General features: G+C 72.1%; 27 protein-coding genes. 7 read left to right on the forward strand and 20 right to left on the reverse strand.

The window, feature by feature from the left end; translation table 11 throughout:
* Window positions 1–8 precede the first annotated feature (8 nt).
* The 9 genes from trpB to ACIBEJ_RS26545 all read right to left on the reverse strand — a co-directional run bounded on the left by trpB (window position 9) and on the right by ACIBEJ_RS26545 (window position 8,855).
* On the reverse strand, window positions 9–1,214 hold the full coding sequence (gene trpB, locus ACIBEJ_RS26505) for a tryptophan synthase subunit beta (protein WP_397186092.1): 1,206 nt from the start codon (window positions 1,212–1,214) through the stop codon (window positions 9–11).
* A 38-nt stretch (window positions 1,215–1,252) separates the two neighbouring features.
* Entirely contained in the window at window positions 1,253–2,071 is an 819-nt protein-coding gene (trpC, locus tag ACIBEJ_RS26510; RefSeq protein WP_397185519.1) for an indole-3-glycerol phosphate synthase TrpC, read from the reverse strand.
* A 121-nt stretch (window positions 2,072–2,192) separates the two neighbouring features.
* On the reverse strand, window positions 2,193–2,642 hold the full coding sequence (locus ACIBEJ_RS26515; protein ID WP_397185520.1) for a DUF2752 domain-containing protein: 450 nt from the start codon (window positions 2,640–2,642) through the stop codon (window positions 2,193–2,195).
* A 17-nt stretch (window positions 2,643–2,659) separates the two neighbouring features.
* Window positions 2,660–3,175: a CD225/dispanin family protein gene (locus ACIBEJ_RS26520; protein WP_397185521.1), complete on the reverse strand. Its 516-nt coding sequence runs from the start codon at window positions 3,173–3,175 to the stop codon at window positions 2,660–2,662.
* Between the two features lie 123 nt (window positions 3,176–3,298).
* The gene (locus ACIBEJ_RS26525) at window positions 3,299–4,039 is read right to left on the reverse strand and encodes a DUF4190 domain-containing protein (RefSeq protein ID WP_397185522.1); all 741 of its coding nucleotides are present in this window, start codon (window positions 4,037–4,039) and stop codon (window positions 3,299–3,301) included.
* A 74-nt stretch (window positions 4,040–4,113) separates the two neighbouring features.
* Complete coding sequence (locus ACIBEJ_RS26530) at window positions 4,114–4,659, reverse strand: Trp biosynthesis-associated membrane protein (protein ID WP_397185523.1); 546 nt, start codon at window positions 4,657–4,659, stop codon at window positions 4,114–4,116.
* The gene (hisI, locus tag ACIBEJ_RS26535) at window positions 4,656–4,994 is read right to left on the reverse strand and encodes a phosphoribosyl-AMP cyclohydrolase (protein WP_397185524.1); all 339 of its coding nucleotides are present in this window, start codon (window positions 4,992–4,994) and stop codon (window positions 4,656–4,658) included. The genes ACIBEJ_RS26530 and hisI overlap by 4 nt, the downstream gene beginning before the upstream one ends.
* Before the next feature lie 310 nt (window positions 4,995–5,304).
* Window positions 5,305–7,074 carry an ABC transporter ATP-binding protein gene (locus ACIBEJ_RS26540; protein WP_397185525.1) on the reverse strand — a complete coding sequence of 590 codons (1,770 nt, stop codon included), beginning with the start codon at window positions 7,072–7,074 and terminating at the stop codon, window positions 5,305–5,307.
* A complete protein-coding gene (locus ACIBEJ_RS26545; RefSeq protein WP_397186093.1) occupies window positions 7,074–8,855 on the reverse strand; it encodes an ABC transporter ATP-binding protein in 1,782 nt (593 codons plus the stop codon). Before ACIBEJ_RS26545 ends, ACIBEJ_RS26540 begins: the two co-directional genes overlap by 1 nt.
* A 116-nt stretch (window positions 8,856–8,971) precedes the next feature.
* Between ACIBEJ_RS26545 and ACIBEJ_RS26550 the strand changes: the two genes are divergently transcribed.
* Window positions 8,972–9,601, forward strand: a complete 630-nt coding sequence (locus ACIBEJ_RS26550) for a TIGR03085 family metal-binding protein (RefSeq protein WP_397185526.1) — start codon at window positions 8,972–8,974, stop codon at window positions 9,599–9,601.
* A 265-nt stretch (window positions 9,602–9,866) separates the two neighbouring features.
* Here the strand turns inward: ACIBEJ_RS26550 and ACIBEJ_RS26555 are convergent, their stop codons facing one another.
* On the reverse strand, window positions 9,867–10,487 hold the full coding sequence (locus ACIBEJ_RS26555) for a MerR family transcriptional regulator (RefSeq protein ID WP_397186094.1): 621 nt from the start codon (window positions 10,485–10,487) through the stop codon (window positions 9,867–9,869).
* 249 nt (window positions 10,488–10,736) lie between these two features.
* Between ACIBEJ_RS26555 and ACIBEJ_RS26560 the strand changes: the two genes are divergently transcribed.
* Together ACIBEJ_RS26560 and ACIBEJ_RS26565 are read left to right on the forward strand one after the other, a co-directional pair.
* Window positions 10,737–10,898 carry a hypothetical protein gene (locus tag ACIBEJ_RS26560; protein ID WP_184960810.1) on the forward strand — a complete coding sequence of 54 codons (162 nt, stop codon included), beginning with the start codon at window positions 10,737–10,739 and terminating at the stop codon, window positions 10,896–10,898.
* 61 nt (window positions 10,899–10,959) lie between these two features.
* A complete protein-coding gene (locus ACIBEJ_RS26565; RefSeq protein ID WP_397185527.1) occupies window positions 10,960–12,318 on the forward strand; it encodes a glutamine synthetase family protein in 1,359 nt (452 codons plus the stop codon).
* A 186-nt stretch (window positions 12,319–12,504) separates the two neighbouring features.
* On the opposite strand, the gene hisF is transcribed toward ACIBEJ_RS26565, so the two are convergent.
* The 9 genes from hisF to hisD are packed head-to-tail and all read right to left on the reverse strand — an operon-like array spanning window position 12,505 to window position 18,495.
* A complete protein-coding gene (gene hisF, locus ACIBEJ_RS26570; RefSeq protein ID WP_184960805.1) occupies window positions 12,505–13,269 on the reverse strand; it encodes an imidazole glycerol phosphate synthase subunit HisF in 765 nt (254 codons plus the stop codon).
* Window positions 13,266–13,655, reverse strand: coding sequence for a Rid family hydrolase (locus ACIBEJ_RS26575; RefSeq protein ID WP_397186095.1), 390 nt, complete (start codon window positions 13,653–13,655; stop codon window positions 13,266–13,268). Before ACIBEJ_RS26575 ends, hisF begins: the two co-directional genes overlap by 4 nt.
* A gap of 34 nt (window positions 13,656–13,689) precedes the next feature.
* Window positions 13,690–14,412: a bifunctional 1-(5-phosphoribosyl)-5-((5-phosphoribosylamino)methylideneamino)imidazole-4-carboxamide isomerase/phosphoribosylanthranilate isomerase PriA gene (gene priA / locus ACIBEJ_RS26580; protein WP_397185528.1), complete on the reverse strand. Its 723-nt coding sequence runs from the start codon at window positions 14,410–14,412 to the stop codon at window positions 13,690–13,692.
* On the reverse strand, window positions 14,413–14,742 hold the full coding sequence (locus ACIBEJ_RS26585; RefSeq protein ID WP_397185529.1) for a hypothetical protein: 330 nt from the start codon (window positions 14,740–14,742) through the stop codon (window positions 14,413–14,415).
* A gap of 7 nt (window positions 14,743–14,749) precedes the next feature.
* Entirely contained in the window at window positions 14,750–15,379 is a 630-nt protein-coding gene (gene hisH / locus ACIBEJ_RS26590) for an imidazole glycerol phosphate synthase subunit HisH (RefSeq protein WP_397185530.1), read from the reverse strand.
* A complete protein-coding gene (locus tag ACIBEJ_RS26595) occupies window positions 15,376–15,531 on the reverse strand; it encodes a hypothetical protein (protein ID WP_397185531.1) in 156 nt (51 codons plus the stop codon). Before ACIBEJ_RS26595 ends, hisH begins: the two co-directional genes overlap by 4 nt.
* Window positions 15,528–16,121 carry an imidazoleglycerol-phosphate dehydratase HisB gene (hisB, locus tag ACIBEJ_RS26600; RefSeq protein ID WP_397185532.1) on the reverse strand — a complete coding sequence of 198 codons (594 nt, stop codon included), beginning with the start codon at window positions 16,119–16,121 and terminating at the stop codon, window positions 15,528–15,530. Before hisB ends, ACIBEJ_RS26595 begins: the two co-directional genes overlap by 4 nt.
* A complete protein-coding gene (locus ACIBEJ_RS26605) occupies window positions 16,118–17,188 on the reverse strand; it encodes a histidinol-phosphate transaminase (protein WP_397185533.1) in 1,071 nt (356 codons plus the stop codon). Before ACIBEJ_RS26605 ends, hisB begins: the two co-directional genes overlap by 4 nt.
* The gene (hisD, locus tag ACIBEJ_RS26610; RefSeq protein WP_397185534.1) at window positions 17,185–18,495 is read right to left on the reverse strand and encodes a histidinol dehydrogenase; all 1,311 of its coding nucleotides are present in this window, start codon (window positions 18,493–18,495) and stop codon (window positions 17,185–17,187) included. The genes ACIBEJ_RS26605 and hisD overlap by 4 nt, the downstream gene beginning before the upstream one ends.
* Before the next feature lie 172 nt (window positions 18,496–18,667).
* On the opposite strand from hisD, the gene ACIBEJ_RS26615 reads away from it, so the two are divergent.
* Window positions 18,668–19,921 (forward strand): MFS transporter, encoded by a 1,254-nt coding sequence (locus tag ACIBEJ_RS26615; protein WP_397185535.1) that lies wholly within the window; start codon window positions 18,668–18,670, stop codon window positions 19,919–19,921.
* Entirely contained in the window at window positions 19,918–21,387 is a 1,470-nt protein-coding gene (locus tag ACIBEJ_RS26620) for an amidohydrolase family protein (RefSeq protein WP_397185536.1), read from the forward strand. The genes ACIBEJ_RS26615 and ACIBEJ_RS26620 overlap by 4 nt, the downstream gene beginning before the upstream one ends.
* 402 nt (window positions 21,388–21,789) lie before the next feature.
* Here the strand turns inward: ACIBEJ_RS26620 and ACIBEJ_RS26625 are convergent, their stop codons facing one another.
* Window positions 21,790–22,911: an MFS transporter gene (locus ACIBEJ_RS26625; protein ID WP_397185537.1), complete on the reverse strand. Its 1,122-nt coding sequence runs from the start codon at window positions 22,909–22,911 to the stop codon at window positions 21,790–21,792.
* Window positions 22,912–23,131: 220 nt separating this feature from the next.
* Between ACIBEJ_RS26625 and ACIBEJ_RS26630 the strand changes: the two genes are divergently transcribed.
* Both ACIBEJ_RS26630 and ybaK read left to right on the forward strand, forming a co-directional pair.
* Window positions 23,132–23,842, forward strand: coding sequence for an AraC family transcriptional regulator (locus tag ACIBEJ_RS26630; protein ID WP_397185538.1), 711 nt, complete (start codon window positions 23,132–23,134; stop codon window positions 23,840–23,842).
* Window positions 23,843–23,879: 37 nt separating this feature from the next.
* Window positions 23,880–24,380: a Cys-tRNA(Pro) deacylase gene (gene ybaK / locus ACIBEJ_RS26635; protein WP_397185539.1), complete on the forward strand. Its 501-nt coding sequence runs from the start codon at window positions 23,880–23,882 to the stop codon at window positions 24,378–24,380.
* Window positions 24,381–24,401: the final 21 nt, after the last annotated feature.

A 24,401-nucleotide genomic window follows, 5' to 3' on the forward strand; every position in this document is an offset into this window, starting at 1 on the left:
CGTGAACCCTAGAGGTTGAAGTACTTCATGGCGGTGCCCATGTCCTTGTCGCCGCGCCCGGAGAGGTTGACCAGGATGGTCGCCTCCGGGCCCAGCTCGCGGCCGAGCTTGAGCGCTCCGGCGAGCGCGTGGGAGGACTCGATGGCCGGGATGATGCCCTCGGTCCTGGCCAGCAGCGAGAACGCCTCCATGGCCTCGGCGTCGGTGACGCCGTGGTAGGTGGCGCGGCCGCTGTCCTTGAGCCAGGCGTGCTCGGGGCCGACGCCCGGGTAGTCGAGGCCGGCGGAGATCGAGTGGGACTCGATCGTCTGGCCCTCGTCGTCCTGCAGCACGTAGGTGCGCGAGCCGTGCAGGACGCCGACCGAGCCCGCGGTCAGCGTGAGCGCGTGCTCGCCGCTCTCCAGGCCGTGGCCGCCCGCCTCGTAGCCGTGCAGCGCGACGTCCTTGTCGCCGATGAAGGCGTGGAAGATGCCGATGGCGTTGCTGCCGCCGCCGACGGCCGCGCAGACCGCGTCGGGCAGGGCGCCGGTCAGCTCCAGCATCTGGCGGCGCGCCTCGACGCCGATGATGCGGGCGAAGTCGCGCACGATCTCCGGGAACGGGTGCGGGCCCGCGACGGTGCCGAACAGGTAGTGGGTGGTGTCGACGTTGGTCACCCAGTCGCGGAAGGCCTCGTTGATGGCGTCCTTCAGCGTCTGCGAGCCGTTGGTCACCGGGATCACGGTGGCGCCCAGCAGCTTCATCCTGGCCACGTTGAGCGCCTGGCGCTCGCAGTCGACGGCGCCCATGTAGATGACGCACTCCAGGCCGAGCAGGGCCGCGGCGGTGGCGGTGGCCACGCCGTGCTGGCCCGCGCCGGTCTCGGCGATGACCCGCTTCTTGCCCAGGCGCTTGGTGAGCAGCGCCTGGCCCAGCACGTTGTTGATCTTGTGGGCGCCGGTGTGGGTCAGGTCCTCGCGCTTGAGGATGATCCGGGCGCCGCCGGCCTGCTCGCCGAAGCGCGGGACCTCGGTCAGCGTGGTGGGCCGGCCCGCGTACGTGCGCAGCAGGTGGTCGAACTCGCGCAGGAACCCCACGTCGTTCTTGGCCGTCTCGTAGACCGAGGCCACCTCGTCGAGCGCCGGGATGAGCGCCTCGGGCACGTAGCGGCCGCCGAAGATGCCGAACTTGCCGTGCACGTCGGGGTCGTCGCCGTAGGCGCCGTTGCCCGCCAGGTCGGCGGCCGTGAGGATGGAGCCGTCTTGTGCCACTGCTATCCCTCTGATCCGTGGTCGGGGCGCGTCGCGGGGTGGGCGCCTGCGGTGACGAGCGCCTCCACGGCCTTGCGCGGGTCCTTGCCGGTGACCAGGCTCTCACCCACGAGGACCGCGTCGGCGCCGCCGCGCGCGTAGGCGAGCAGGTCGTGCGGGCCGCGCACCCCGGACTCGGCGATCTTGATGATGTCGTCGGGGATCATCGGCGCGATCTTGCTGAAGACCTCGCGGTCGACCTCCAGCGTCTTCAGGTCGCGGGCGTTGATCCCGATGATCCTGGCCCCCGCGGCGATCGCGCGTTCGGTCTCCTCCACGGTGTGGACCTCGACCAGCGGCGCGAGCCCGATCGACTCCGCGCGCTCGATCAGCGACACGAGCGCCTCCTGCTCCAGGGAGACGACCATGAGCAGGGCCAGGTCGGCGCCGTAGGCCCTGGCCTCCCAGAGCTGGTAGGCGGTGAGGATGAAGTCCTTGCGCAGGATCGGGATGTCGACCCGGGCGCGTACGGCGGCCAGGTCGTCGAGGCTGCCGCCGAAGCGGCGCTGTTCGGTCAGCACGCTGATCACGTGCGCGCCGCCCGCCTCGTAGTCGGCGGCCAGTGCGGCGGGGTCGGCGATCGCGGCCAGCGCGCCCTTGGACGGGCTGGAGCGCTTGACCTCGGCGATCACCGACACCCTGTCGCCGCCCAGTGCCGCGTAGGCGTCTCTGGGGGTTGGAGCCCGCCCTGCCCGTTCCTTGAGCTCGTCAAGCGACACGGCCTGCTGTCGTGTGGCCAGGTCCGCTCGCACCCCGTCGAGGATGTCGTCGAGCACACTCACGCGCTGGGGTCCCTCCGGTCGGCAGTGTTGGGGGCGGCTGAGAGTTCGCTTCGCGTACGCTCCCGGCCTGCTCTTGCGATGGTATCGGCCCGGTCGCGCTCACCTCACCATCGGGGCCCGCCTACGGAGCCAAAAAAGCCCCAAAGGGAAGATTTCGCACGACCCAGTAGACGATCACCACCGCCAGGAAGGCCCAGATGTAGGCGGGGTGGGCGAGCGTCGTCCGTCTGGGCGACCCCTTCCACGACCGCACCAGCCATCGGCCCCACCAGAACAGCAGAAACGGCACGACCGCGACCGCGAGCGGGTTCAGCCCCAGCGCCGCCACCGGGTCGAGGTGGGCCAGCGCGTGGATGGTCCGCAGGGTCCCGCAGCCGGGGCAGTACAGCCCCGTGCCGAACGCCTGCTCGGTCAGCCACAGGAACGGGCAGGTCGGATAGTGCCCCGGCTCGTTGGGATCGACCGCTCCGACGAAGGCGAAGACCGCCGCCGTGCCCGCGGCGACACCGAGCGGCGGGAGCACGGCCTTCCACCGGTCCGCGGCCCGCCGCTCGAGGTTCGCAACGCTCATGAGGTCAAGTATCGCTCTTAGTACGACGAGTAGCTGCTGGACACGGCGGCCGCGATGATCACGAAGTAGATGATCAGGCCGATGATGAGCAGCACGTAGTAGATGATGCCGCCGATCAGCGAGCGCTTCCACCACGTCTTGGCCTCCTCGGAGGCCAGCATCGCGCCCTGGTAGTCGCCAGCCTGCCACTTGGAGTTGACCTGTGAAGACTTCACGATCGACACGATGCCAAGGGGGAGGCAGCAGAAGATCGTGGTCAGGATCGCGGCCACCAGGTGGTTGTCAGGCGGCGTCTGCGGGGCGCCGTAGCCGCCGGGCTGGCCGTAGCCGCCGCCGCTCGGGGGCTGCTGGCCGTACCCGCCACCACCGGGCGGCTGCTCGCCGTAGCCCCCGCCGCTCGGAGGCTGCGCGCCGTAGCCTCCGCCGGGAGGCTGCTGGCCGTAGCCGCCGCCGCTCGGCGGCTGCTGGCCGTATCCCCCACCGGGGGGCTGGGCACCGTAACCGCCGCTGCCGCCCTGGTTTCCGTAGCTCATGACTGGAGACTCCTCGTGTGGTGCTTGTGGCGAGTTGCCCGCCGCAGCATAGCGACCTACCACGCCCCACATGGGGAATTATCCGCCATAAGGATGATTTGTGACCTGACCGCAAGGAGGTCGTCAGTAGCTCATACTGGCCAGCCCGAACATCGCCAGGAAGAACCCGCCGAACAGTAGCCAGCCGATGATCCAGGCCACGATCGTCAGGTAGGAGGTGATCAGACCGGCCACCGCCAGCCCGTGCCCCTCGCCGCCCCTGCGCTTCACCTGGGCCAGCGCGACGTGGCCGCAGATCGCGCCCGGGATGCTGGTCAGGCCGCACAGGAACAGGCCGACGATGCCGAGGACCAGCGAGGTGATGGCCATGCCGTTGGTCTGGACCGGGGGCTTTGCGTAGGCGGGCTGGCCGTAGCCGGGGGCGTTGTAGACGGGCGGCTGGGCGTAGGCCTCCTGGGCCTGGCCGTACGCCTGGCCGTAGTCGCCGCTGGGCTGGCCGTAGCCGTAGCCGGGCTGTTGCTGACCGTAGGGATCCGGCTGGCCGTAACCGCCGCTGCCGGGCTGGGGCTGCCCGTATCCCCCGCCACTGCCCGGCTGCTGGCCATAACCGGGCTGCTGGCCATAGCCGCCGTCGCTGCCGGGCTGCTGGCCGTAACCGCCCCCGCTGCCGGGCTGCTGGCCATAGCCGCCGCCGGATCCGGGCTGCTGGCCGTATCCCCCGCCGCTGCCGGGCTGCTGGCCGTAACCGCCGCCGCTTCCCGGCTGCTGGCCGTAGCCTCCCCCGCTGCCTGGCTGCTGGCCGTACCCCCCGCCGGGCGGCTGCGCGCCGTAACCGCCGCTGCCGTCCTGGTTGCCGTAGGTCATGCTGCCGCGCCCTTCGTCATCGTGGCCCCTTGCACGGAAGCGTAGGTCAGGTACCTCGATCGACACCGGAAGACTCAACTGGTGGGATCGTCGCCTCTGTCCAGAGCGTCCCACATCGAGCGGTCGTCCGCAGGTCGCTCGCCCGCCGGGCGTCGTTCGTAGCGGGCGGACATGGCCGTCCAGCGCCCGCCGCGTACCACCGCCATCACACCCCCCACCAGCACGAGCGCCGCGCCGACGCCCGCCACCACCGGCCAGAGGACCTCGATCGTGTACGCCGGATCCGTCACCCCGTGCAGCGCCGGAACGTTCCTGGCCCACCCGGCGACCGACCCCTGCGACAGCGCCGCCAGCGTGATCCATCCCAGCCCCGCGGCGCACAGTGCCAGCAGCGCGCCCACCACGCGGCGCCCGGCGCCCCTGGTCGCCAGCACCGCCACCACACCGGCCAGTGCCGCCAGCCCCACCGCGGTGAGGCCGCCGCTCAGGTCACCGCCCGTCCCCGTGGCCGCGGCCCCGCCGGTCCCGGCCGCGCTCACCCAGACGCGGCCCGCCGCCAGCAGCACCAGCAGGCAGCCCGCAGCGGTGCCCGCCGCCCAGATCCACGTCTCCCTGTTCACGGCAGCAGCGCGTCCGCGTCGAAGCAGGTACGGTCGCCCGTGTGGCAGGCGGCGCCCACCTGGTCCACCTTGAGCAGGACCGTGTCACCGTCGCAGTCGAGCGCCACCGCCTTCACGTGCTGGACGTGGCCGGAGGTGTCGCCCTTCACCCAGTACTCCCGGCGGCTGCGCGACCAGTAGGTGGCGCGGCCGGTGGTGAGGGTGCGGTGCAGCGCCTCGTCGTCCATCCAGGCGAGCATGAGGACCTCGCCGGAGTCGTACTGCTGGACGATGGCGGGCACCAGCCCGTCGGGGCCGCGCTTGAGCCGCGCGGCGATGTCGGGATCCAGGGACATGCCGCCATTCAACCAGCCCCACCGCCTGCCCCTTCCCACCCCCCACTACCCCGGCCCCAGGCCAACCCCCGAGGCCGGCCCGGCCTCGGGGCAGAACGCGGGTGTCCTGGCCCTTAGGCACCGGGGCCTCGACGTGCGGGTCGAGCGTGGCGTGCTCAGAGCCCGGGGCCATGTGGGGCACGCCGTGCTCGGTGAGGCGGTGCGGTGTTGAGGCTCGGGCTCAGGGGGCGTGCGGGTGGGTGTGGCGTGTTCGGTGGCGTTTGTCGGCCTTTGAGGGTGTGGGCGGGACGGGAAGGGTGGGCAGGTGGGGTCAGGAGTGGGCGGCGGAGATCCAGGAGGCGTGGAGGCCGGCGTAGACGCCTTCCTCGCGGACCAGGTCCGCGTGCGCCCCCCGCTGCACCAGCCGCCCCCCGTCGAACACCAGCACCTCGTCCGCGTTCTCCGCCGTCGACAGCCGGTGGGCGATCGAAATGGCCGTGCGGCCCCGGGTGACGCCCTCCAGGGCGCGCGCCAGCCGTACCTCGGTGGCGGGGTCGACGGCGGAGGTGGCCTCGTCGAGCAGGAGGAGGTCGGGGTCGGCCAGGTAGGCGCGGGCCAGGGCGACGAGCTGGCGCTCACCGGCCGACAGCGACTCGCCGCGCTGGCCGACGGGGGTGTCGAGGCCGGCGGGCAGGCCGTCCAGCCAGTCGGCCAGGCCGAGCTCGGTCAGCGCGAGGGTGATCTCGGCGTCGGTCGCGGACGGCCGGCCGTACCGGATGTTGTCGGCGAGTGTGCCGTCGAACAGGAAGCCGTCCTGCGGCACCATCACGATGCGCTCGCGCAGCGACGAGAAGCGGATGTCGCGCAGGTCGTGGCCATCGATGGTGACGCGGCCCGAGGCGGGGTCCATGAGGCGGGTCAGGAGCTTGGCGAACGTCGTCTTGCCCGACCCCGTCTCGCCCACGATCGCCACGCGCGAGCGCGGCGGGATCTCGACGGTGACCTCGCGCAGCACGGGCTCGCCGCCGGGGTAGGCGAAGTGCACGTCCTCGAAGCGTACGGAGATGGGGCCGCGGGGCAGTTCGGCGCCCTGCTCGCCGGGGTCGGCCACGTCGGGCGGGGTGTCGAGGACGCCGAGGATGCGCCGCCAGCCGGCGACGGCGTTCTGGGCCTCGTTGAGCACTTCGGTGGCGATCTGCAGCGGCGAGACGAACAGCGTCACCAGGAACAGGAACGCGACCAGCTTGCCGGCCGTGATGCCCCCGGCCAGGCCGAGCTGGACGCCGAGCAGGACGATCCCGGCGATGGCCAGCGCGGCGACGATCTCCGTCAGCGGGAAGACGAAGCCGACGATCGTCTGGGCCCTGATCTGGGCGGAGCGGTTGGCGTCCACGGTGGTGTCGACCCGGTCGGCGGTGCGGCGCTCGGCGGCGTAGGCGCGGATGACGGCGGCGCCGACGACCGACTCGCTGACGGCGGCGAGCATGTCGCCGGTGCGCTCACGCACGATGGTGTACGCCCGCGACAGCAGCCGCTGGAACCGGGGCAGAGCGATCATCAGCGGGATGAAGCAGGCCCAGACCAGGAGCGTGAGCTGCCAGGAGTAGACGAACATGAGCACCGTGGCCACGAGCAACTGCCCGAGCGCCACGATGATCATCAGGCCGCCCCACTGCATGAAGTTGCTGATCTGGTCGACGTCGTTGGTGACGCGGGAGACCAGGGCGCCGCGGCGTTCGCTGTTCTGGGTCAGGACCGAAAGGTCGTGAACGTGACGGAAGCCGCGCACGCGCAGCGTCGCCAGGGAGGACTCGGTGGACTTGTAGAGGCGGACGTTCATGAGGTATCCGGCCAGCGCCGTCAGGATGACCGCGACGGCGCAGATCGCCACCGCCCCGAAGATGTAGGAAAGATCGGGCTTGCCGCCCTTGAGGCCGGTGTCGATCGTCTGCTGGACCGCGATCGGCACGATGATCTTGCCGACGGTGGCGACGACGGCCAGGGCCAGCGTGCCGACCAGGCCGTCGCGGAACTCGGGCGTCAGGGACAGGCCCCGCCGTACCGTGGCCAGCGCCGTGCGCTCCACTCCCTGCAGAGCCATCAGGCGCTCACCCCTTCTGCTTCGTCGGCCTCGATCGCGGCCCGCTCGGCTTCCTCGCGTTCGTAGGCGGTCACGAGGTTGCGGTAGCCCTCGCAGCGGGCCAGGAGCTCCTCGTGGGTGCCCCGGTCCTCGACCCTGCCGCGGTCCAGGAAGACCACCTCGTCGGCCAGGGCGATCGTGGCCATCCGGTAGGCCACCACGACCGTGGTGGAGGATTCGGCGGAGTCGCGCAGGCCGTACAGGATCTTGGCCTCGACCTGCGGGTCCACGCTGGAGGTGGCGTCGTCGAGGATCAGCAGGCGCGGGGCGCGCACGATCGCGCGGGCCAGCGCGACGCGCTGGCGCTGGCCGCCGGACAGCGTGGTGCCGCGCTCGCCGACGCGGGTGTCGAGGCCGTCGGCCAGCCGCGCGACGAAGCCGTCCGCCTGCGCCAGCCGCAGCGCCGCCCACACCTCCTCGTCGGTGACGTCCAGGCCGAGCGCGACGTTGCCGCGCACGGTGTCGTCGAACAGGAATGTCTGCTGCGGCACCAGCGCCACCGAGCGGGCGATCGCGCCGTAGGCGAGCTCGCGCAGGTCCTCGCCGTCGAGCCTGACCTCGCCCGCGCCCGGGTCCACCAGCCGCACCAGCAACTGCGTGAGCGTGGACTTGCCCGACCCGGTGGGTCCCACCAGCGCCACGGTACGGCCGGCCGCCACGTCGAAGCTCACCCCGTGCAGCACCTGGCTGTCGCCGTAGGCGTAGGAGACGCCGGAGACCTCGATCGAGGCGGGGCGGGTGCCGGTGGGTTCGGCGGTGCCGTACTCCATGGAGCCGCTCGCGTCGAGAACGGCCTGCACCCGCGTCCAGCCGACCACGCTGCGGGGCAGTTCCGCCAGCACCCAGCCGAGCGCCCTGATCGGGAAGGCCAGCAACGTGAACAGGTAGGCCACCTGCACCAGCTCGCCGGAGTTGATCGAGCCGCTGGACAGTCGCACCGCGCCGACCGCGAGCACGATGAGCACGCCGAGCGTGGGCAGCGCCTCCAGCATGGGGTCGAACAGGCCGCGCACCCGTCCGACGGCGATGTTGGCGTCGCGCAGCTCGTGGGCGCGCCGCTGGAAGCGCTCGGTCTCCAGCGCCTCGCGGCCGAGGGTCTTGACGACGAGCGCGCCGTCGAAGCTCTCGTGCGCGATCTCGCTGACCTCGGCGCGCAGTTGCTGGGCGCGGGTGGCCAGCGGGCTGAGCTTGCGCTGATAAATCAGATTCAGTACGGCTATCGCCGGAAAAATCAGGAAACCGACCAGCGCCAGGACCGGGTCGGTGATCAGCATGGCGATCGCGGCCGTGAACAGCATCACGATCACGCCCACCGCCATCGGCAGCGGGGCCAGCGGCGCCCAGGCCGCCTCGGCGTCGGCGCTGGCGTTGGACAGGAGCTGGCCCGTGGGGTGCTGGTGGTGCCAGGCCAGCGGCAGGCGCAGGTACTGCTTGGTGACGTCGCGGCGCGAGCGCGCCTGCATGCGGTACTGGACGACGCCGGCGAAGATGCGCCGCCCCGCCACGCCGATCGCCTTGAGCAGCGCGGTGCCCATGATCAGCAGGGTGGCCGACCAGAGCACCCCTGAGGTGATGTCGCCCTGCTCGAAGGCGGGCAGCACGGCGTTCTCCGTCGCCCAGCCCAGGGCCCACGCCGAGGCGACGGTCATGCCGCCGTACAGGCCGCTGGCCAGGACGGCGATCGCGAACATCGCTTTCTCCGTGCGGATGGCCACCCCAAGGACGCCCAGTCCTTGACGCATCACGGCCGAGGTGACCTTGCTCGCCACTCGGGGGGATTCCTTCCCAACGGGGATATTTCTACATAGTGCCTATCACGGCTGATCACCTCGTTATTCCCACAGGTAGGCTGGGTCTCGTGACTCACGCCCGTGCCGAACGCTCCGCGCTGTGCGATCTGTTCGACCAGACCGGCCCTGACGCGCCCACCCTGTGCACCGGGTGGACGACCTACGACCTGGCCGCGCACCTGGTGCTCAGAGAGCGCAGACCCGACGCGGCGGCCGGCATCGCGCTGCGCCCGCTGGCCGGGCACACCGCCTCGGTGCAGAACGCCCTGAAGGCCAGGCACCCCTTCCCCGAACTGGTCGGGATGGTCCGCAGGCCGGGCGGCTTCTACGGGCTGCTGCCGTTCCTGGACGAGGCGGTCAACACGCTGGAGTTCTTCGTCCACCACGAGGACGTACGGCGGGCCCAGCCCGGCTGGGAGCCCCGCGAACTGCCCGACGACCTGGAGCGCCTCATCTGGAAGCGGCTGAGCATGGGCGCCCGTCTCATGCTGCGCAGGTCGCCCGTGGGGGTGGTGCTGCACCGGCTGGGCGGCGGGGTCGCGCTGGGCGGGGCGCAGGAGGGGCCCAAGGTCGAGGTGACCGGGAGGGCGGGCGAGTTGCTGCTGTTCTGCTTCGGCCGCCAGCAGCATGCCCGCGTGGACCTCACCGGGGACGAGGACGCCGTCGCCCGCCTCCTCAACGCCTCCCTCGGCGTCTAACCCCGGACGCGCCCCTTTCCCTCGGCACCCCGGCCTCCAACCCCGACGCGCCCCTTCCCCTCGGCACCCCAGCCTCCACACCCCCGACGCGCCCCTTCCCACGGCACCCCAGCCTCCACACCCCCGACGCGCCCCTTCCCACGGCACCCCAGCCTCCGCTCCACCTCACGGGCATCCCAGCTCCACGCCCCTCCGACGCGTGGTTGGCGTCTGTCCGGCACCGTCGCCATCCCAAGGCCGCCGAGCGCGCCACAGGGGTGGGGGTTCAGGGGTTGAGGGTTCGGGTGGTCAGGTGTTCCTGGGCCACCCGGCGCCAGGAGACCACGATCGCGTCCCCCAGCCGGGTGCCGAGGGCGACGATCTCGACCGCGCGCTCCCGGTCGCCCGCCGTCCCCACAACCCCGAGGTCCACCCGGGCGATCCCCTCGGCCGCGTCCGCGTAGTCGCCGAGCACGGCCGAGATCTCCCGCAGCCCGAGTTCCTCCAGCACCGCCACCACCCCCACGAGCGTGCCGACGGCCGGGTTGGCGGCGGAGTCCTGCCAGCCCTTGCGCTCCATCACCTCCGCCACGATCCGCCGCGCCCGCTCGCGATGGGGGCCCGGACGGGCCTCCTCCCGCTCGGTGACGCTCTTCTGCGCCAGCCCCGCCAGGCCGTACAGGCCGACGCCCGGATCGTCGAGGCGCGCGATCAGGTCCCGGATGTCGGCGATGCCGAGGCCGCCGTAGTCGATGAGCGCGCGGACCAGGCGCAGCCGCCGCACGTGTTCCGGCCCGTACTCGGCCTGGTTGCGGCCGATCGGCCGCCCCGGGGAGAGCAGCCCCTCCCGCAGGTAGTACTTGATCGTCGCCACCGCGAGCCCGGTCGTCGCGCTCAGTTCGGCCATGCGCACGTCGCGGAACCTCCCCACCCCAGAGCCGGATAGCTTAGCTATCCAAATAGGCCGGGACAACCTGGGACTCCATCTCATGGGTCGGAATTACGGCGCGGCAGGCGCGCTCCGGGCCCCTAAAGCCCGTACCATGACGTAGGAAAGACGCCCCCCGGTTATGATCAAGAACATCTTCACAGAAGATGCCAGTGATCGCCCAGATCCGGGTATATACGGCTGGGAATGGACTGCAGGAGGCCCCCCATGCAGGTCAAGAAGGTGGTCACATACGTCGCGGTGGCGTTCGTGATCTTCTACTTGTTCACCCGGCCGGCCCAAGCCGCAGCCGCCGTGAACGGCGTGTTCGACGGAATCGTCAATGGAGCGAACCAACTGGCGGTGTTCTTCACCAACGTTCTCAACTGAGGAACGTCTTCGTCTGCGGAAGTCGCTTCCTTGAGCTGCCGGTTCGTGCTACGCAGACAGGATGGGAGATCGTCAGAGCGTCACCAGGGTCCGTCAGCCTGATCCCGCCGTCAACCGCATTCTGGAGCGCGCGGAGATCGATGGGATCGAGCTGATCCGGTTCCTCTACGCCGACCACGGCGGCGTCATCCGCGGCAAGGCGGCGTCACGCTCGCGGCTGGCCGAGCGGCTGGAGTCGGGAATCGGGCACACGGTGGCCATGATGGCGATGAACATGCTCGACCAGCTCCAGGAGGTCGAGCAGCTCGGACCCGTCGGCGAGGTCAGGCTCGTGCCTGACCCCGCGACCTTCGTGCCGCTCCCTTACGCGCCCGGCGCCGCCGCGATGATGGCCGACCAGCGCCAGGCCGACGGCAGCCCGTGGGGCGCCTGCCCGCGCACTTTCCTCAAGGACGCCATCACTACCCTCGAAACCGAGGGCTACACACTGGTGGCCGCCTTCGAGCCGGAGTTCACGCTCGGCCGCCGCCTGCCCGACCCCGACGGCGGACCCGACCGGCTCCTCCCCCTCGACGACACGCTGTGCTACGCCGCCACCGGCTTCGACACCGCCCACGACTACACCATGCGCCTGATCCACGCCCTGGAGAAGCAGGGGCTCCAGGTCGAGCACTACCATCCGGAACTCGGCCCCGGCCAACAGGAGCTGTCCGTCCACCACGCTCCCGCCCTGCGCGCGGCCGACAACCACGTCCTCTACCGCGAGACGGTACGCGGCGTCGCCGTCCGCATGGCCATGTGGGCCTCCCTGGCCCCGAAACCCCTGGCCGACCAGGCGGGCAACGGCGCCCATCTCCACCTGTCGCTGTGGCGCGAAGGCCGCAACGTGTTCGCCGACGACGACGTGCGCGGCTGGTTCATCGGCGGCCTGCTCGCCCACCTGCCCGCCCTGACCGCGCTGACCTGCGGCAGCGTCAACAGCTTCCGCCGCCTGGGCCCGCGCATGTGGTCCAGCGGCTACGCCGTCCACGGGCCCGACAACCGCGAGGCCGCCGTCCGCGTGTGCTCACCGCTGGGCGCCACCGGCGAGACGAACCTGGAGCTGAAGCCCTCGGACTCCTCGGCCAACCCCTACCTGTCGCTGGGCGCCGTCATCCACGCCGGGCTGGACGGCCTGCGCCGCAAGCTCGACCCGGGCGAGGCGGTCACCGTGGACCCCGACACCGAGCCCGGCCGCCACCCCCGCCTCCCGGCCACCCTGACCGAGGCCCTGGACGCGCTGGAGGCCGACGAAGTGCTGATGGCGGCCCTGGGCGACCTGCGCGCCCGCGCGTACCTGACGGTCAAACGCTCGGAGGCGGCGGCCTTCGGCGAACGCGACGCCGCCTTCGAGCTCTACAACCACGTGCGCGCCTTCTGACACCACTCCAAACGCCGGGCCGGAGCGAAACACCAGGTCCGGAGCGAAACATCGGGTCCGGCGCGAAACGCCGGGCCCGCCTCGGAGCGCCCGCCGACGCCAGGACCGGCCCGAAGCGCTGGATCTTCGGGCCGGTCCGGCGCGCGGCGGCGTCCCGGGGCCGGAAGTGCCTCGGGACGCCGCCGGTCAGCCTCTGACCGGGTATCCGGCCGTGCGCAGGGTGTCCTTGACCTCGGAGATCTTCAGGGTGCCGAAGTGGAAGACCGAGGCCGCCAGCACCGCGTCGGCCCCCTCCGCGACCGCCGGAGGGAAGTCCTCCAGCCGTCCCGCCCCGCCGCTGGCGATCACCGGGACCCGGACCGCGGCTCGCACCGCCCGGATCATCTCCAGGTCGTAGCCGTCGAGGGTGCCGTCGCCGTCCATCGAATTGAGCAGGATCTCGCCCACGCCGAGCTCCTCGCCCCGGGCCGCCCACTCGACGGCGTCGATCCCGGTGCCGCGGCGGCCGCCGTGGGTGGTGACCTCGAAGCCGCTGGCCGTACCTGGGGCACGGCGCGCGTCCACCGACAGCACCACGCACTGCGCGCCGAAGCGGCGCGAGCACTCCGTCAGCAGCTCGGGACGGGCGATCGCGGCGGTGTTCAGCGACACCTTGTCCGCGCCCGCCCGCAGCAGCCGGTTGACGTCCTCGACCGCGCGGATGCCGCCGCCGACGGTCAGCGGGATGAAGACCTGCTCGGCGGTCCGCCGGACCACGTCGAGCATCGTCTCCCGCTCCCCGGAGGAGGCGGTGATGTCGAGGAAGGTGAGCTCGTCGGCGCCCTCGGCGTCGTAGCGGCGCGCCAGCTCGACCGGGTCGCCCGCGTCGCGCAGGTTCTCGAAGTTGACGCCCTTGACCACGCGTCCCGCGTCGACGTCCAGACACGGGATGACTCGTACCGCGACCGTCATGCTCTCTGCGCCTCGATCTCGATCTCGACCAGCATCCGCGGGTCGACCAGGCCGGCCACGCGCACGCCGGTGCAGGCCGGCCGCACCCGGCCGAACACCTCGGCGATCGCGGCGCCGACCTGGTCGAAGTGGCGGTGCTCGACGACGTAGTACCTGACCATGACGACGTCGTCGCGGGTCAGCCCACCCGCTTCGACCGCCTCCAGGGCGATGCCCATCGCCGTCATGCTCTGCCAGTAGGGATCGCCGACGTGCTGGACCTCGCCGTCGACGGTGGCCGTGCAGCCGGAGACGACCACCCGGTCGCCGACGACGACGGCTCTCGCGTAGCCGTAGCGCTCCTCCCAGACTCCGCCCGAGAACACCCTCGTCCCGGTTCTTTCCATGCTCACGCTGCCCATCACGCCCCCTCCCAACGAACTAAACGCGGACCGCATCCAGCGCGTTCTCCAGCGTGAACGCCCGAGCGTAGAGAGCCTTGCCCACGATGGCGCCCTCCAGACCCTGCGGCACCAGGCCGGACAACGCCACCAGGTCATCGAGGCTGGAGACGCCGCCGCTGGCCACGACCGGCCGCTCGGTGCGCGAGCAGAACTCGCGCAGCAGGTCCAGGTTCGGGCCGCGCAGCGTGCCGTCCTTGGTCACATCGGTCACCACGTAGCGCGGGCAGCCGTCGGCCTCCAGCCGCTCCAGCGTCTGCCACAGGTCGCCGGCCTCCTGGGTCCAGCCTCGGGTGGCGACCGTGGTGCCGCGTACGTCGAGGCCGACCGCGATCCTGTCGCCGTGCTCGGCGATGATCTTCCGGCACCAGTCCGGGTTCTCCAGCGCCGCGGTGCCGATGTTGACCCGGCGGCAGCCGGTGGCCAGCGCCGCCTGGAGCGACTCGTCGTCGCGGATGCCACCGGACAGCTCGACGTGCACGTCGAGCTGTCCGACGACCTTGGCGAGCTGCGCGTGGTTGCTGCCCCGGCCGAAGGCGGCGTCGAGATCCACCAGGTGGATCCACTCCGCGCCCGCCTCCTGCCAGGCCAGCGCGGCGGCGAGCGGGTCGCCGTAGCCGGTTTCGGTGCCGGCCTCACCCTGGACCAGGCGTACGGCCTGGCCGCCCACCACGTCCACGGCCGGGAGCAACACGAGCGACATTCAGATCCTCCGGTTGAAGGCAAGGGTCACGAACACAGGGACGAACAACACCGAGAAGACGAGCACCCCGAAACTCACCGCCGGCGCCCGCCAGATCAGCCACACCAGGAGCTGCACGAGCAGGAAGACGCCGGCCACGATGGCGTTCTGGACGCGGTGGCGGCGGGCCAGCACCCCGCCCTGGCGGGCGAAGCGCACCGGCCGGGGAACCAGCCGGACGAGGCGGGCACGGCGGCGCGCCGAACGCGCCTGCCGCTCCTCGTTGCGCCGCATCGCCTGTGCGCGCTCGGCCTCGCGCAGCGCGCGCCGCCGCGCGCGTTCCTTGCTCACCGCCTGTTCACAGGGTGCCGACCCAGTTCTTCAGCAGGACGGCTCCCGCGTCCCCGGACTTCTCCGGGTGGAACTGGGCGGCCATGAGCGGACCGTTCTCCACGGCGGCCACGAACGGCACGCCGTGCTCGGCCCAGGTGACCAGCGGCGCGCCGAAGCCGTCGCCGGGCACCAGCTCCCACTCCCGCACGCCGTAGGAGTGCACGAAGTAGAAGCGCTCCTCCTCGATCCCGGCGAACAGGACGCTGCCGCCGGGCACCTTGACGGTGTTCCAGCCCATGTGCGGCAGGACGGGCGCCTCCAGCCGCTCGACGGTGCCCGGCCACTCGCCGCAGCCCTCGGTCTCCACGCCGTGCTCGACGCCCCGCGCGAACAGCACCTGCATGCCCACGCAGATGCCCAGCACCGGCCGGCCGCCGGCGAGCCTGCGCCCGACGATCTCGTCGCCGCGCACGCCCTTCAGCCCGGCCATGCACGCCGCGAACGCCCCCACACCGGGCACGACCAGCCCGTCGGCGTTGAGCGCCGCGTCGTAGTCGGCGGTCACGGTCACCTGCGCGCCGGTCCTGGCCAGGGCCCGCTCGGCCGAGCGCAGGTTGCCCGAGCCGTAGTCGAGCACCACGACGTTCCTGCTCACCACCACAGCACCCCCGCCGTGATCGCCATGACGCCACCGAGCGCGCAGAACACCGCGCCCAGCTTCAGTCCCTGCTTGAGCAGCGAGAACACCCCGCCGAACAGGAAGAGCCCGATGAACACCATCGCATAGGCGATCATGTTCTCGCTCATAGGACACCCTTGGTGGACGGCACCCCGCTGGCGCGCGGGTCGCGCTCGCTCGCCTCGCGCAGCGCCCTGGCCAGCGCCTTGAACTGCGCCTCCACGATGTGGTGGGCGTTGCGGCCGTAGGGGACGTGCACGTGCAGGCAGATCGCCGCCTGCGCGACGAAAGACTCCAGGATGTGCCTGGTCATCGTCGTGTCGTACTCGGGGCCGATCATCGGCGCCATGCCCTCGGGCTCGGAGTGCACCAGGTACGGCCGGCCGGACAGGTCGACCGTCACGTTGGCCAGCGACTCGTCCAGCGGGCACGACGCGCTACCGAACCGCCGGATGCCCGACTTGTCACCCAACGCCTGCCGGAACGCCGCGCCCAGCGCCAGCGCCGTGTCCTCGATCGTGTGGTGGGAGTCGATGTGGAGGTCGCCCTCGGTCTTGACGGTCAGGTCGAACAACCCGTGCTTGCCCAACTGGTTGAGCATGTGGTCGTAGAAGCCCACCCCGGTGGACACCTCGACCTGACCCGTGCCGTCGAGGTCCACCTCGACCAGCACCGACGTCTCCTTGGTGGCCCTCTCCACGCGGCCGATACGGCTCACAGAACTCCCTCCAGAGCGGCGCGGAACGCCGCCATCTCCTCGCCGGTGCCGATCGAGACCCGCAGCCACTGCGGTGGCCCGACCTCGCGGATGAGCACTCCCCGCTCCAGGAGCCCCCGCCACACGGCCTCACGATTTGCGAACCGTCCGAACAACACGAAATTGGCGTCCGAATCGGCGACCGTCAACCCCTGACCGCGCAGCCATTCCACCGTGGCATCGCGCTCGCGCCGCAGCGCCGCCACGCCGCCGAGCAACTCCTCGCGGTGGCGCAGCGCCGTACGCGCCGCCGCCTGCGTCAGCGTCGACAGGTGGTACGGCAGGCGGACCAGCAGCAACGCCTGCACCACCACCGGATGCGCGGCCAGATACCCCACCCGCGTCCCGGCCATGGCGAACGCCTTCGACATCGTCCGCGTCACGATCAGCCGGGGGAAGTCCGGCAGCAGCGACAGCGCCGACGCCGTGCCCTCCCGGGCGAACTCCGCGTAGGCCTCGTCCACCACCACCATGCCGGGCGCCGCCTCCAGCACCGCCCGGATCGTCTCCAGCGGCAGCGACGTGCCCGTCGGGTTGTTCGGCGAGGTCAGGAAGACGATGTCGGGCCGGTGCTCCTCCACCGCGGCCACCGCCTTGCCGGGGTCGAGCGTGAAGTCCTCCTCGCGCGAGCCGTCCACCCACTCGGTGCTCGTGCCCGAGGTGATGATCGGGTGCATCGAGTACGACGGCTCGAAGCCCAGCGCGCTGCGGCCGTGGCCGCCGAACGCCTGGAGGATCTGCTGGAGCACCTCGTTGGAGCCGTTGGCCGCCCACACCTGCTCGCCGCCCAGGCCGTGGCCGAGGTAGGCGGCCAGCTCCGCGCGCAGCTCCACGGCGTCGCGGTCGGGGTAGCGGTTGAGCGTCGAGGCGCTCCTGCGCACCTCCTCGGCCAGGTCGTCGACCAGGGCCTTGGAGGGCGGGTACGGGTTCTCGTTGGTGTTGAGCCGGATCGGGACGTCGATCTGGGGCGCGCCGTACGGCGTCTTGCCCCTGAGGTCGTCGCGCAGCGGCAGGTCTTCCAGCCTCACGGGTTAGGCACTTCCCAGTCGAAACGGGCGCGGACCGCCGCGCCGTGTGCGGGCAGGTCTTCCGCGTCGGCCAGCACCGACACGTGCGCGGCGGCGCCGGCCAGCGCCTCGCGCGTGTACTCCACGACGTGGATGCCGCGCAGGAACGACTGCACCGACAGCCCGCTGGAGTGGCAGGCGCACCCGCCGGTCGGCAGCACGTGGTTGGACCCGGCCAGATAGTCGCCCAGCGACACCGGCGCGTACGTGCCCACGAAGATCGCGCCCGCGTTGCGCACCCGCGCCGCCACCGCGGCGGCGTCCTCGGTGTGGATCTCCAGGTGCTCGGCCGCGTACGCGTCGACCACCTTCAGCCCCGCCTCGACGTCCGACACCAGCACGATGCCCGACTGCCTGCCGCCCAGCGCCTCGGCGATGCGCTCGCCGTGCCGGGTCGCGGCGACCTGGCCGGGCAGTTCCTTCTCCACCGCCTCGGCCAGCTCGACGCTGTCGGTGACCAGCACCGCGGCGGCGATCACGTCGTGCTCGGCCTGGCTGATCAGGTCGGCGGCCACGTGCGCCGGGTCGGCCGTGGAGTCGGCCAGGATCGCGATCTCGGTCGGCCCCGCCTCGGAGTCGATGCCGATGCGGCCCTTCAGCAGCCGCTTGGCCGCCGCCACCCAGATGTTGCCGGGGCCGGTCACCATGGTCGCGGGCGCGCACTCCTCGGTGCCGTAGGCGAACATCGCCACCGCCTGCGCGCCGCCCACGTTGTAGACCTCGTCCACGCCCAGCAGCGCGCACGCCGCCAGGATCGTCGGGTGCGGCAGCCCGCCGAACTCCTTCTGCGCCGGGCTGGTGACCGCCAGCGAGGCGACCCCCGCCTCCTGCGCCGGAACCACGTTCATGACCACGCTCGACGGGTAGACCGCCCGGCCGCCCGGCACGTAGAGCCCGACCCGGTCCACCGGCACCCAGCGCTCGGTGACCGTGCCGCCCGGGACCACCTCGGTCGTGGTGTCCGTGCGCCGCTGGTCGCGGTGGACCTTCCTGGCCCGCCTGATCGACTCCTCCAGCGCCGCCCGCACCCTGGGGTCGAGCTCGGCCAGGGCCCGGTCGATCTCCTCCTTCGCCACGCGCGTGGAGGCGATCTCGACACCGTCGAACCTGGCGGTCAGCTCCCGTACGGCTGCCGCCCCACGATGGCGCACGTCCTCGCAGATGGGCCGCACCTTCTCCAGGGCGGCCTCGACGTCGAGCTCGGCGCGGGGCAGCACGTCGCGCAGGTTCTCCGGCAGGGAACCGCGCATGTCGATACGGGAAATCACCCTCCCTAGTCTACGGAGTCCAGCACCCCATCCCCGTAACGTCCACGATGCGGACAGTTTGTACGCCAGCACAGCCCGTGGCCGACGACTTGGTGGTCCAGCACGAAGCACAATCGCACCCGGCGGGCGGAGGGTTACGGAAAGCGATTCGAGCCCCAGGAGGACCACTGGCATGGGACTCGCCGGAAACACCCCCACCCTGACGCCCGTCCAGGTGCGCAGGACCGCCACCGTGACGGTCGGCCTGCTCATGGGCGTCTGGGTGATCGACTACGTCGACCGCGTCATGATGGCGGTGGCCCTGCCGTTCATCGGAGAGGAGTACTCGCTCACCAAGACCGAGCAGGGCTGGCTCATCACCGTCTTCTCCCTGGTGTACCTGCTGTGCCAGGTGCCCGGCGGCATCCTCGCCGACCGCTACGGCGCCCGCCGCCAGCTCATGGTCTCCCTCGTGCTGTGGTCGGCGTTCACCGCCCTCACCGGCCTGGCCTGGGGCCTGGCGTCGCTGCTGGTGATCAGGGCGCTGTTCGGCGTCGGCCAGGGACTGTTCCCCGGCGCGTCGTTCAAGGCCATGGCGGAACGCACCACGCCGGCCACCCGCGCCACCGCCGCCGGGTCCATGCTCGCCTCCAACCAGCTCGGCGCCGGCGTCGCCCCGCTCATCGTGGCCCCGCTCATCCTCCTGATCGACTGGCGGCACACCTTCTGGGTCATCGCCGCCGCCGGCGTGGTCATCGGCTTCCTGCTGTGGAAGATGCTGCCCCCGCCGCTGCCCGCCCACCTCAACGGCTCCGACCGGCCCGAGCAGCGCGGCGTGCCCCTGTCCGTCGTGCTCCGCTCCGCCTCGGTGTGGAAGTTCGCCGCCCTGTTCTGCGCCACCAACATGCTCGGCTACGGCATGATGACCTGGGTCCCCAGCTACCTGCTGGAGGAACGCGGCATCTCGCTCATCAGCACCGGATTCATGGCCGCCGTGCCCAGCCTCGTCATGTGCGCGACCACGTTCGTCGGCGGCTGGCTGTTCGACCGCTACTTCCACGACCGCGCCCGGCTCTACGTCATCCCGCTGCTGCTGCTCACCGCCGTGCTGCTGGTCATCATGCTCCAGGCCGAGACCGCCGCCGGCTTCACCGTCTACCAGACGCTCGCGCTGGCCGTGGCGGGCCTTTCCACGATGGGCATCCTCGGCATGCCGTTCCGCGCGCTGCCGCCCGCCGTCGTCGGCTCCGGCATGGGCGTCGTCAACGTCGGCGGCCAGGTCGCCGGCGTCCTCGCCCCCGTCCTCATGGGCCTGCTCGTCGACCGGTTCTCCTACACCGCCGCGTTCGGGCTGCTCATCGCCACCACCGTGCTCGCCGCACTGATCGCCGTCATCGTCCCGCAACGCCCCGACCAGTTCATCCTCGGCACCAAGGAGGCCGCGTGAGCGGATACGACCTCGTCCTCGCCAACGGCCGGGCCATCGACCCCGAGACCGGCCTCGACGCCGTGCGCGACATCGGCATCACCGGCGGCGTCATCCGCGCCGTGTCGGCGACGCCGCTGACCGGCGCCACCCGCGTCGACCTCGGCGGCCTGGTCGTCTGCCCCGGCTTCATCGACCTGCACAGCCACAGCGCCGACGTCGCCGGGCACCGCCTGCAGGCCCTCGACGGCGTCACCACCGTCCTCGAACTCGAGGCGGGCGCCTACCCCGTCGCCGGCTCCTACCACCGGGCCGCCCAGCAGGGCAGGCCGCTCAACTACGGCTACGCCACCTCCTGGGCCATCGCCCGCATGTCCGTCCTGCTCGGCCTGGAGACCGGCGGCGACCTCGACGCCTTCCTGCCCCACATCGGCCACGAGGACTGGCAGCAGCCCGCGCCGCGCCCCGCCGTGGACCGCATCCTCGGCATGCTCGAAACGGACCTCGCCGACGGCGCGCTCGGCATCGGCATCCTCGTCGGCTACGCGCCGCGCATCGACCCCGCCGAGTACCTCGCCGTCGCCGCGCTCGCCGCCCGCCACAACCTGCCGACCTACACCCACGCCCGCGAACTCGTCGAACAGGACCCCACCACGCCGATCGACGGCGCCGAGGAGATCGTCAGGGCCGCCGCCGAGACCGGCGCGCACATGCACTACTGCCACGTCAACAGCACCTCCATCCGGCACGTGGACCGGGTGCTCGGCCTCGTGGAGAAGGTCCGCGCCGAAGGCTCGCGCGTCACCACCGAGGCCTACCCGTACGGCGCCGGCATGACCGGCGTCGGCGCCGCCTTCCTCGCCCCCGAGATCCTGCACCGGCGCGGGCTGACCGCCCACTCCATCGGCCTGCTCGGCGCCGAGGGCCGCCTGGCCGACGACGCGGCCCTGCGCGCCGCCCGCCGCGACGACCCGGGCGCGGCCGCGTTCGTCCACCTCCTGGACGAGGACGACCCGGACGCCTTCGCCTACATCCAGCGGGCGCTCGCCTTCCCCGACGCCGCCGTCGCCACCGACGCCGTGCCGCTGCTGTGGCGCTCGGGCGCGCCCGACCCGCTCGCCTGGCCGCTGGCTCCCGACGCGGTCACCCATCCGCGTACGGCCGGCACCTACGGCCGCACGTTCCGGCGCCTCGTGCGTGAGAACGGCGTGCTCGGGCTCCAGGAGGCCATCAGGCGCTGCACGCTGGTGCCCGCCGACGTCGTCGGCTCCGGCGTGCCGGCGATGCACCGCAAGGGCCGCGTCCAGGTGGGCTGCGACGCCGACCTCACCGTCTTCGACCCGGGAACCGTCACCGACCGCGCCACCTACACCGACACCGCCGCGAACTCGTCCGGGTTCGTCCACGTCGTCGTCTCCGGCGAGTTCGTGGTCAGGGACGCGCAGATCGTCCCCACGGCCTTCCCCGGCCGCCCGGTCCGCGCCTGACCCCCGCCAAACCCGGGGCCCCAGCCCGACTCCCTCCGGGGCTGGGTCCCCGCCCGGGGCCCGGGATCCCAGCTTTTCCCCTGGCTGGGATCCCACCCTCCCCACCCGCTCCCACCCCAACGCAACCGCCCACGCGACACCACCACCGCCACCGCGCGACCCACCTCGCGCGCCGCCACCGCCACTGCGCGACCCACCTCGCGCGCCGCCACGAAGCCCGCACGGCAAGCAGCCCCCAGCTTGTCCAACCGCGCCCTGACACCCCGTCTCCGGCAAGCTCGCCCTGACACCCCGTCCTCCGGCAAGCGCGCTCGGCCTCAGGCCGGTCCCGCTTGGGCAGCGCCGTACAAGCTGCTCGTCCGAGGCGGTCTGGGCCGGGCCGCGGTTGGGTCGGTGAGGCCGCTACGGCACGGCGATCGCGGGCTCCTTGAGAGGGCGGGACAGGAGCCAGGCCAGCAACGGCATCGCGATCAGGGTGGCCAGGGCCAGGCGTAGTGAGGTGGCCTCGGCCAACGCGCCGACCAGCGGGCTGGCCACGCCGCCGGCGCTGACGGCCAGGCCGAGCGTGACACCGCTGGCCGTACCGGCGTGGCGGGGCAGGTAGTCCTGGCCGAGCGTGACGTGCAGCGAGAACGGGACGTAGAGGGCGAGGCCCGACGCCGCGACGAACAGGAACACGGCCGGTCCGGGCACCAGCACCACGCCCGCCACCGCGGGGACCGCGGCCAGGTAGGCCAGCCGCAGCGTCCGCACCCGGCCGAAGCGCGTGGCCAGGCGCCCGCCCAGGATCGTGCCCGCCGCACCCCCCGCGAACTGCACGAACAGCGCCACCGCACCCGCCGCGCCACCGCCGACGTACAGCGCCACGAACGTGCTCAGCCCGATGTAGCCCACCGACCGCAGCCCCATGACCAGCGCCAGCCGCACGAAGGCCGCCCAGTCGTCGCGCGCCCCCTCCACGGTACGGCTGCCGCCCCCACCCCGCCCCACCGACCGCATCGCCCCCACGGTGACCAGGCACCCCAGCACCGCGGGCACCGCCAGCAGCGGCGAGACGGCCAGCCCACCCCACGACAGCAACGGCGTGACCAGCAGCGGCGCCACCGCGAACCCCAGGTTGCCGCCCAGCGAGAACCAGCTCATCCCCACATGACTGCCCTGACTGGCCGCCCGCGCCAGCCGCGCGGACTCCGGGTGGTAGGCCGCCACCCCCAGCCCGGACAGGGCGATCGCGAGCCACGTCAGCGGGTACGAGCCCGCCGGACCCGCCAGCCCCACCCCGAGTCCGGTCACCAGCATGCTCACCGGGATCAGCCAGCCCAGCCGCCACCGGTCGGCGATCACGCCGAACACGGGCTGCACCACCGACGACAGGAGGGTGGCGGCCAGCACGATCCCGGAGGCGGCCACGTACCCGTAGTGCCGCTCCGCCACCAGGAACGGCACCATCGCGGGGACGACCCCCTGGTAGAAGTCGACGCTGGCATGCCCGGCGGCCAGCACGCCCATCCTGTTGATCCGCACCCTACGATCGTCGCCTTAACGACATCTGGCGCGCTTCCGATAAAGTGCCAACATATCCCGGAAAATCGCCAATCACCGGCGAGCCCGCCCGGGAACGGGAAGACAGCAGCGGGACGACGACCGCGGGACGACTGCGGGATGACGACACCGGGATCACGACACCGGGATCACGGCACCGGGATCACGGCAGCGGGAGGGAGGCGGCCAAGTGGTACGGCACATGCCGGAAGCGCCCACCGGCACCCGCCCCCTGCCCGGCGGCGCCGAGATCGACGCGCACCGCCACGACGACCACCAGATCGCCTACCCCCGCGAGGGCGTCATCTCCATCAGCACCGGCGCCGGCACCTGGGTGGCCCCCGGCAACCGGGCGCTGTGGATCCCCGCGGGCACCGTCCACGAGCACCGCGCCTACGGCCGCACCGACCTGCGCCTGATCGGCCTCGCCGAGAACCCGCTGGGCCTGGACCAGCCCGCCGTCCTGTCCGTGACGCCGCTGCTGCGCGAGCTGATCGTGGCCTGCTCGGAGGAGCCGGGCGACCCGCTGCTGCGCGCCGTCCTGCTCGACCGGTTGCGGCGCGCCCCCGTCCCCGAGCATCCGGTACGCCTGCCCGAGCCCCGCGACCCCCGGCTGGCCGCGGTGTGCGCGATGGTCCGCGACGACCCGGCCGGCGACCGTACGCTGCCGGAGCTGGCCGCGGCGGCGGGCACCAGCGACCGCACGCTGGCCAGGCTCTGCCGCGCGGAGCTCGGCATGACCTTCCCCCAGTGGCGCACCCAGGCCCGCCTCCACCACGCGCTGATCCTGCTGGCCGAGGGCCTGCAGGTCACCACGGTGGCGCACCGGTGCGGCTGGTCGTCGGCCAGCGCGTTCATCGACGCCTTCCGGCACGCGTTCGGCCACACGCCCGGCCGCGCCTTCCGGACCTGACGCCTTTACATTGTAGATCCCGAGTACGATGAGGGCTGTGAGCAAGAAGAGCAAAGGCGGCGGCCAGGGCACCCCGGCCACGGTGGCGCTGGCCAAGGCGGGGGTGGACTTCACCCTCCATCCGTACGAGCACGACGCGAACGCCCAGGCCTATGGCGAGGAGGCGGCCGACGCGCTCGGCCTGCCGTACGAGCGGATCTTCAAGACGCTCGTGGCCGAGGTGGAGAGCGGCCTGGCGGTGGCGGTGGTGCCGGTGGCGGGCAAGCTGGACCTGAAGGCGTTCGCGGCGGCGCTGAAGAGCAAGCGGGCGGCGATGGCCGACGCGGCCAAGGTCGAACGCGTCACCGGGTACGTCGTGGGCGGCATCAGCCCGCTCGGGCAGCGCAGGCCGCTGCCGACCGTGGTGGACGCCTCGGCGCTCGGCTTCGCCACCATCTACTTCTCGGCCGGGCGCCGCGGGCTGCAGATCGAGACCGCCCCCGGCAACCTCGTCGGCCTGACCGGCGCCACGACGGCCCCGATCGCCAAGACCGGCTGAGCACCCTCCGGCCGGCGGTTC

The organism is Nonomuraea sp. NPDC050790 (assembly GCF_044456745.1).
Lineage (GTDB): Bacteria > Actinomycetota > Actinomycetes > Streptosporangiales > Streptosporangiaceae > Nonomuraea.

Coding starts and splice junctions, on each gene's coding strand:
- ACIBEJ_RS26575 (WP_397186095.1), bottom strand. CDS start 13,655: ATGGAAAGAACCGGGACGAGGGTGTTCTCGGGCGGAGTCTGGGAGGAG.
- ACIBEJ_RS26630 (WP_397185538.1), top strand. CDS start 23,132: ATGCCGGAAGCGCCCACCGGCACCCGCCCCCTGCCCGGCGGCGCCGAG.
- ACIBEJ_RS26515 (WP_397185520.1), bottom strand. CDS start 2,642: ATGAGCGTTGCGAACCTCGAGCGGCGGGCCGCGGACCGGTGGAAGGCC.
- ACIBEJ_RS26520 (WP_397185521.1), bottom strand. CDS start 3,175: ATGAGCTACGGAAACCAGGGCGGCAGCGGCGGTTACGGTGCCCAGCCC.
- hisI (WP_397185524.1), bottom strand. CDS start 4,994: ATGTCCCTGGATCCCGACATCGCCGCGCGGCTCAAGCGCGGCCCCGAC.
- ACIBEJ_RS26565 (WP_397185527.1), top strand. CDS start 10,960: ATGGGAGATCGTCAGAGCGTCACCAGGGTCCGTCAGCCTGATCCCGCC.
- ACIBEJ_RS26615 (WP_397185535.1), top strand. CDS start 18,668: ATGGGACTCGCCGGAAACACCCCCACCCTGACGCCCGTCCAGGTGCGC.
- ACIBEJ_RS26555 (WP_397186094.1), bottom strand. CDS start 10,487: ATGGCCGAACTGAGCGCGACGACCGGGCTCGCGGTGGCGACGATCAAG.
- ACIBEJ_RS26560 (WP_184960810.1), top strand. CDS start 10,737: ATGCAGGTCAAGAAGGTGGTCACATACGTCGCGGTGGCGTTCGTGATC.
- ACIBEJ_RS26540 (WP_397185525.1), bottom strand. CDS start 7,074: ATGGCTCTGCAGGGAGTGGAGCGCACGGCGCTGGCCACGGTACGGCGG.
- ACIBEJ_RS26545 (WP_397186093.1), bottom strand. CDS start 8,855: ATGCGTCAAGGACTGGGCGTCCTTGGGGTGGCCATCCGCACGGAGAAA.
- ACIBEJ_RS26525 (WP_397185522.1), bottom strand. CDS start 4,039: ATGACCTACGGCAACCAGGACGGCAGCGGCGGTTACGGCGCGCAGCCG.
- ACIBEJ_RS26595 (WP_397185531.1), bottom strand. CDS start 15,531: ATGAGCGAGAACATGATCGCCTATGCGATGGTGTTCATCGGGCTCTTC.
- priA (WP_397185528.1), bottom strand. CDS start 14,412: ATGTCGCTCGTGTTGCTCCCGGCCGTGGACGTGGTGGGCGGCCAGGCC.
- hisF (WP_184960805.1), bottom strand. CDS start 13,269: ATGACGGTCGCGGTACGAGTCATCCCGTGTCTGGACGTCGACGCGGGA.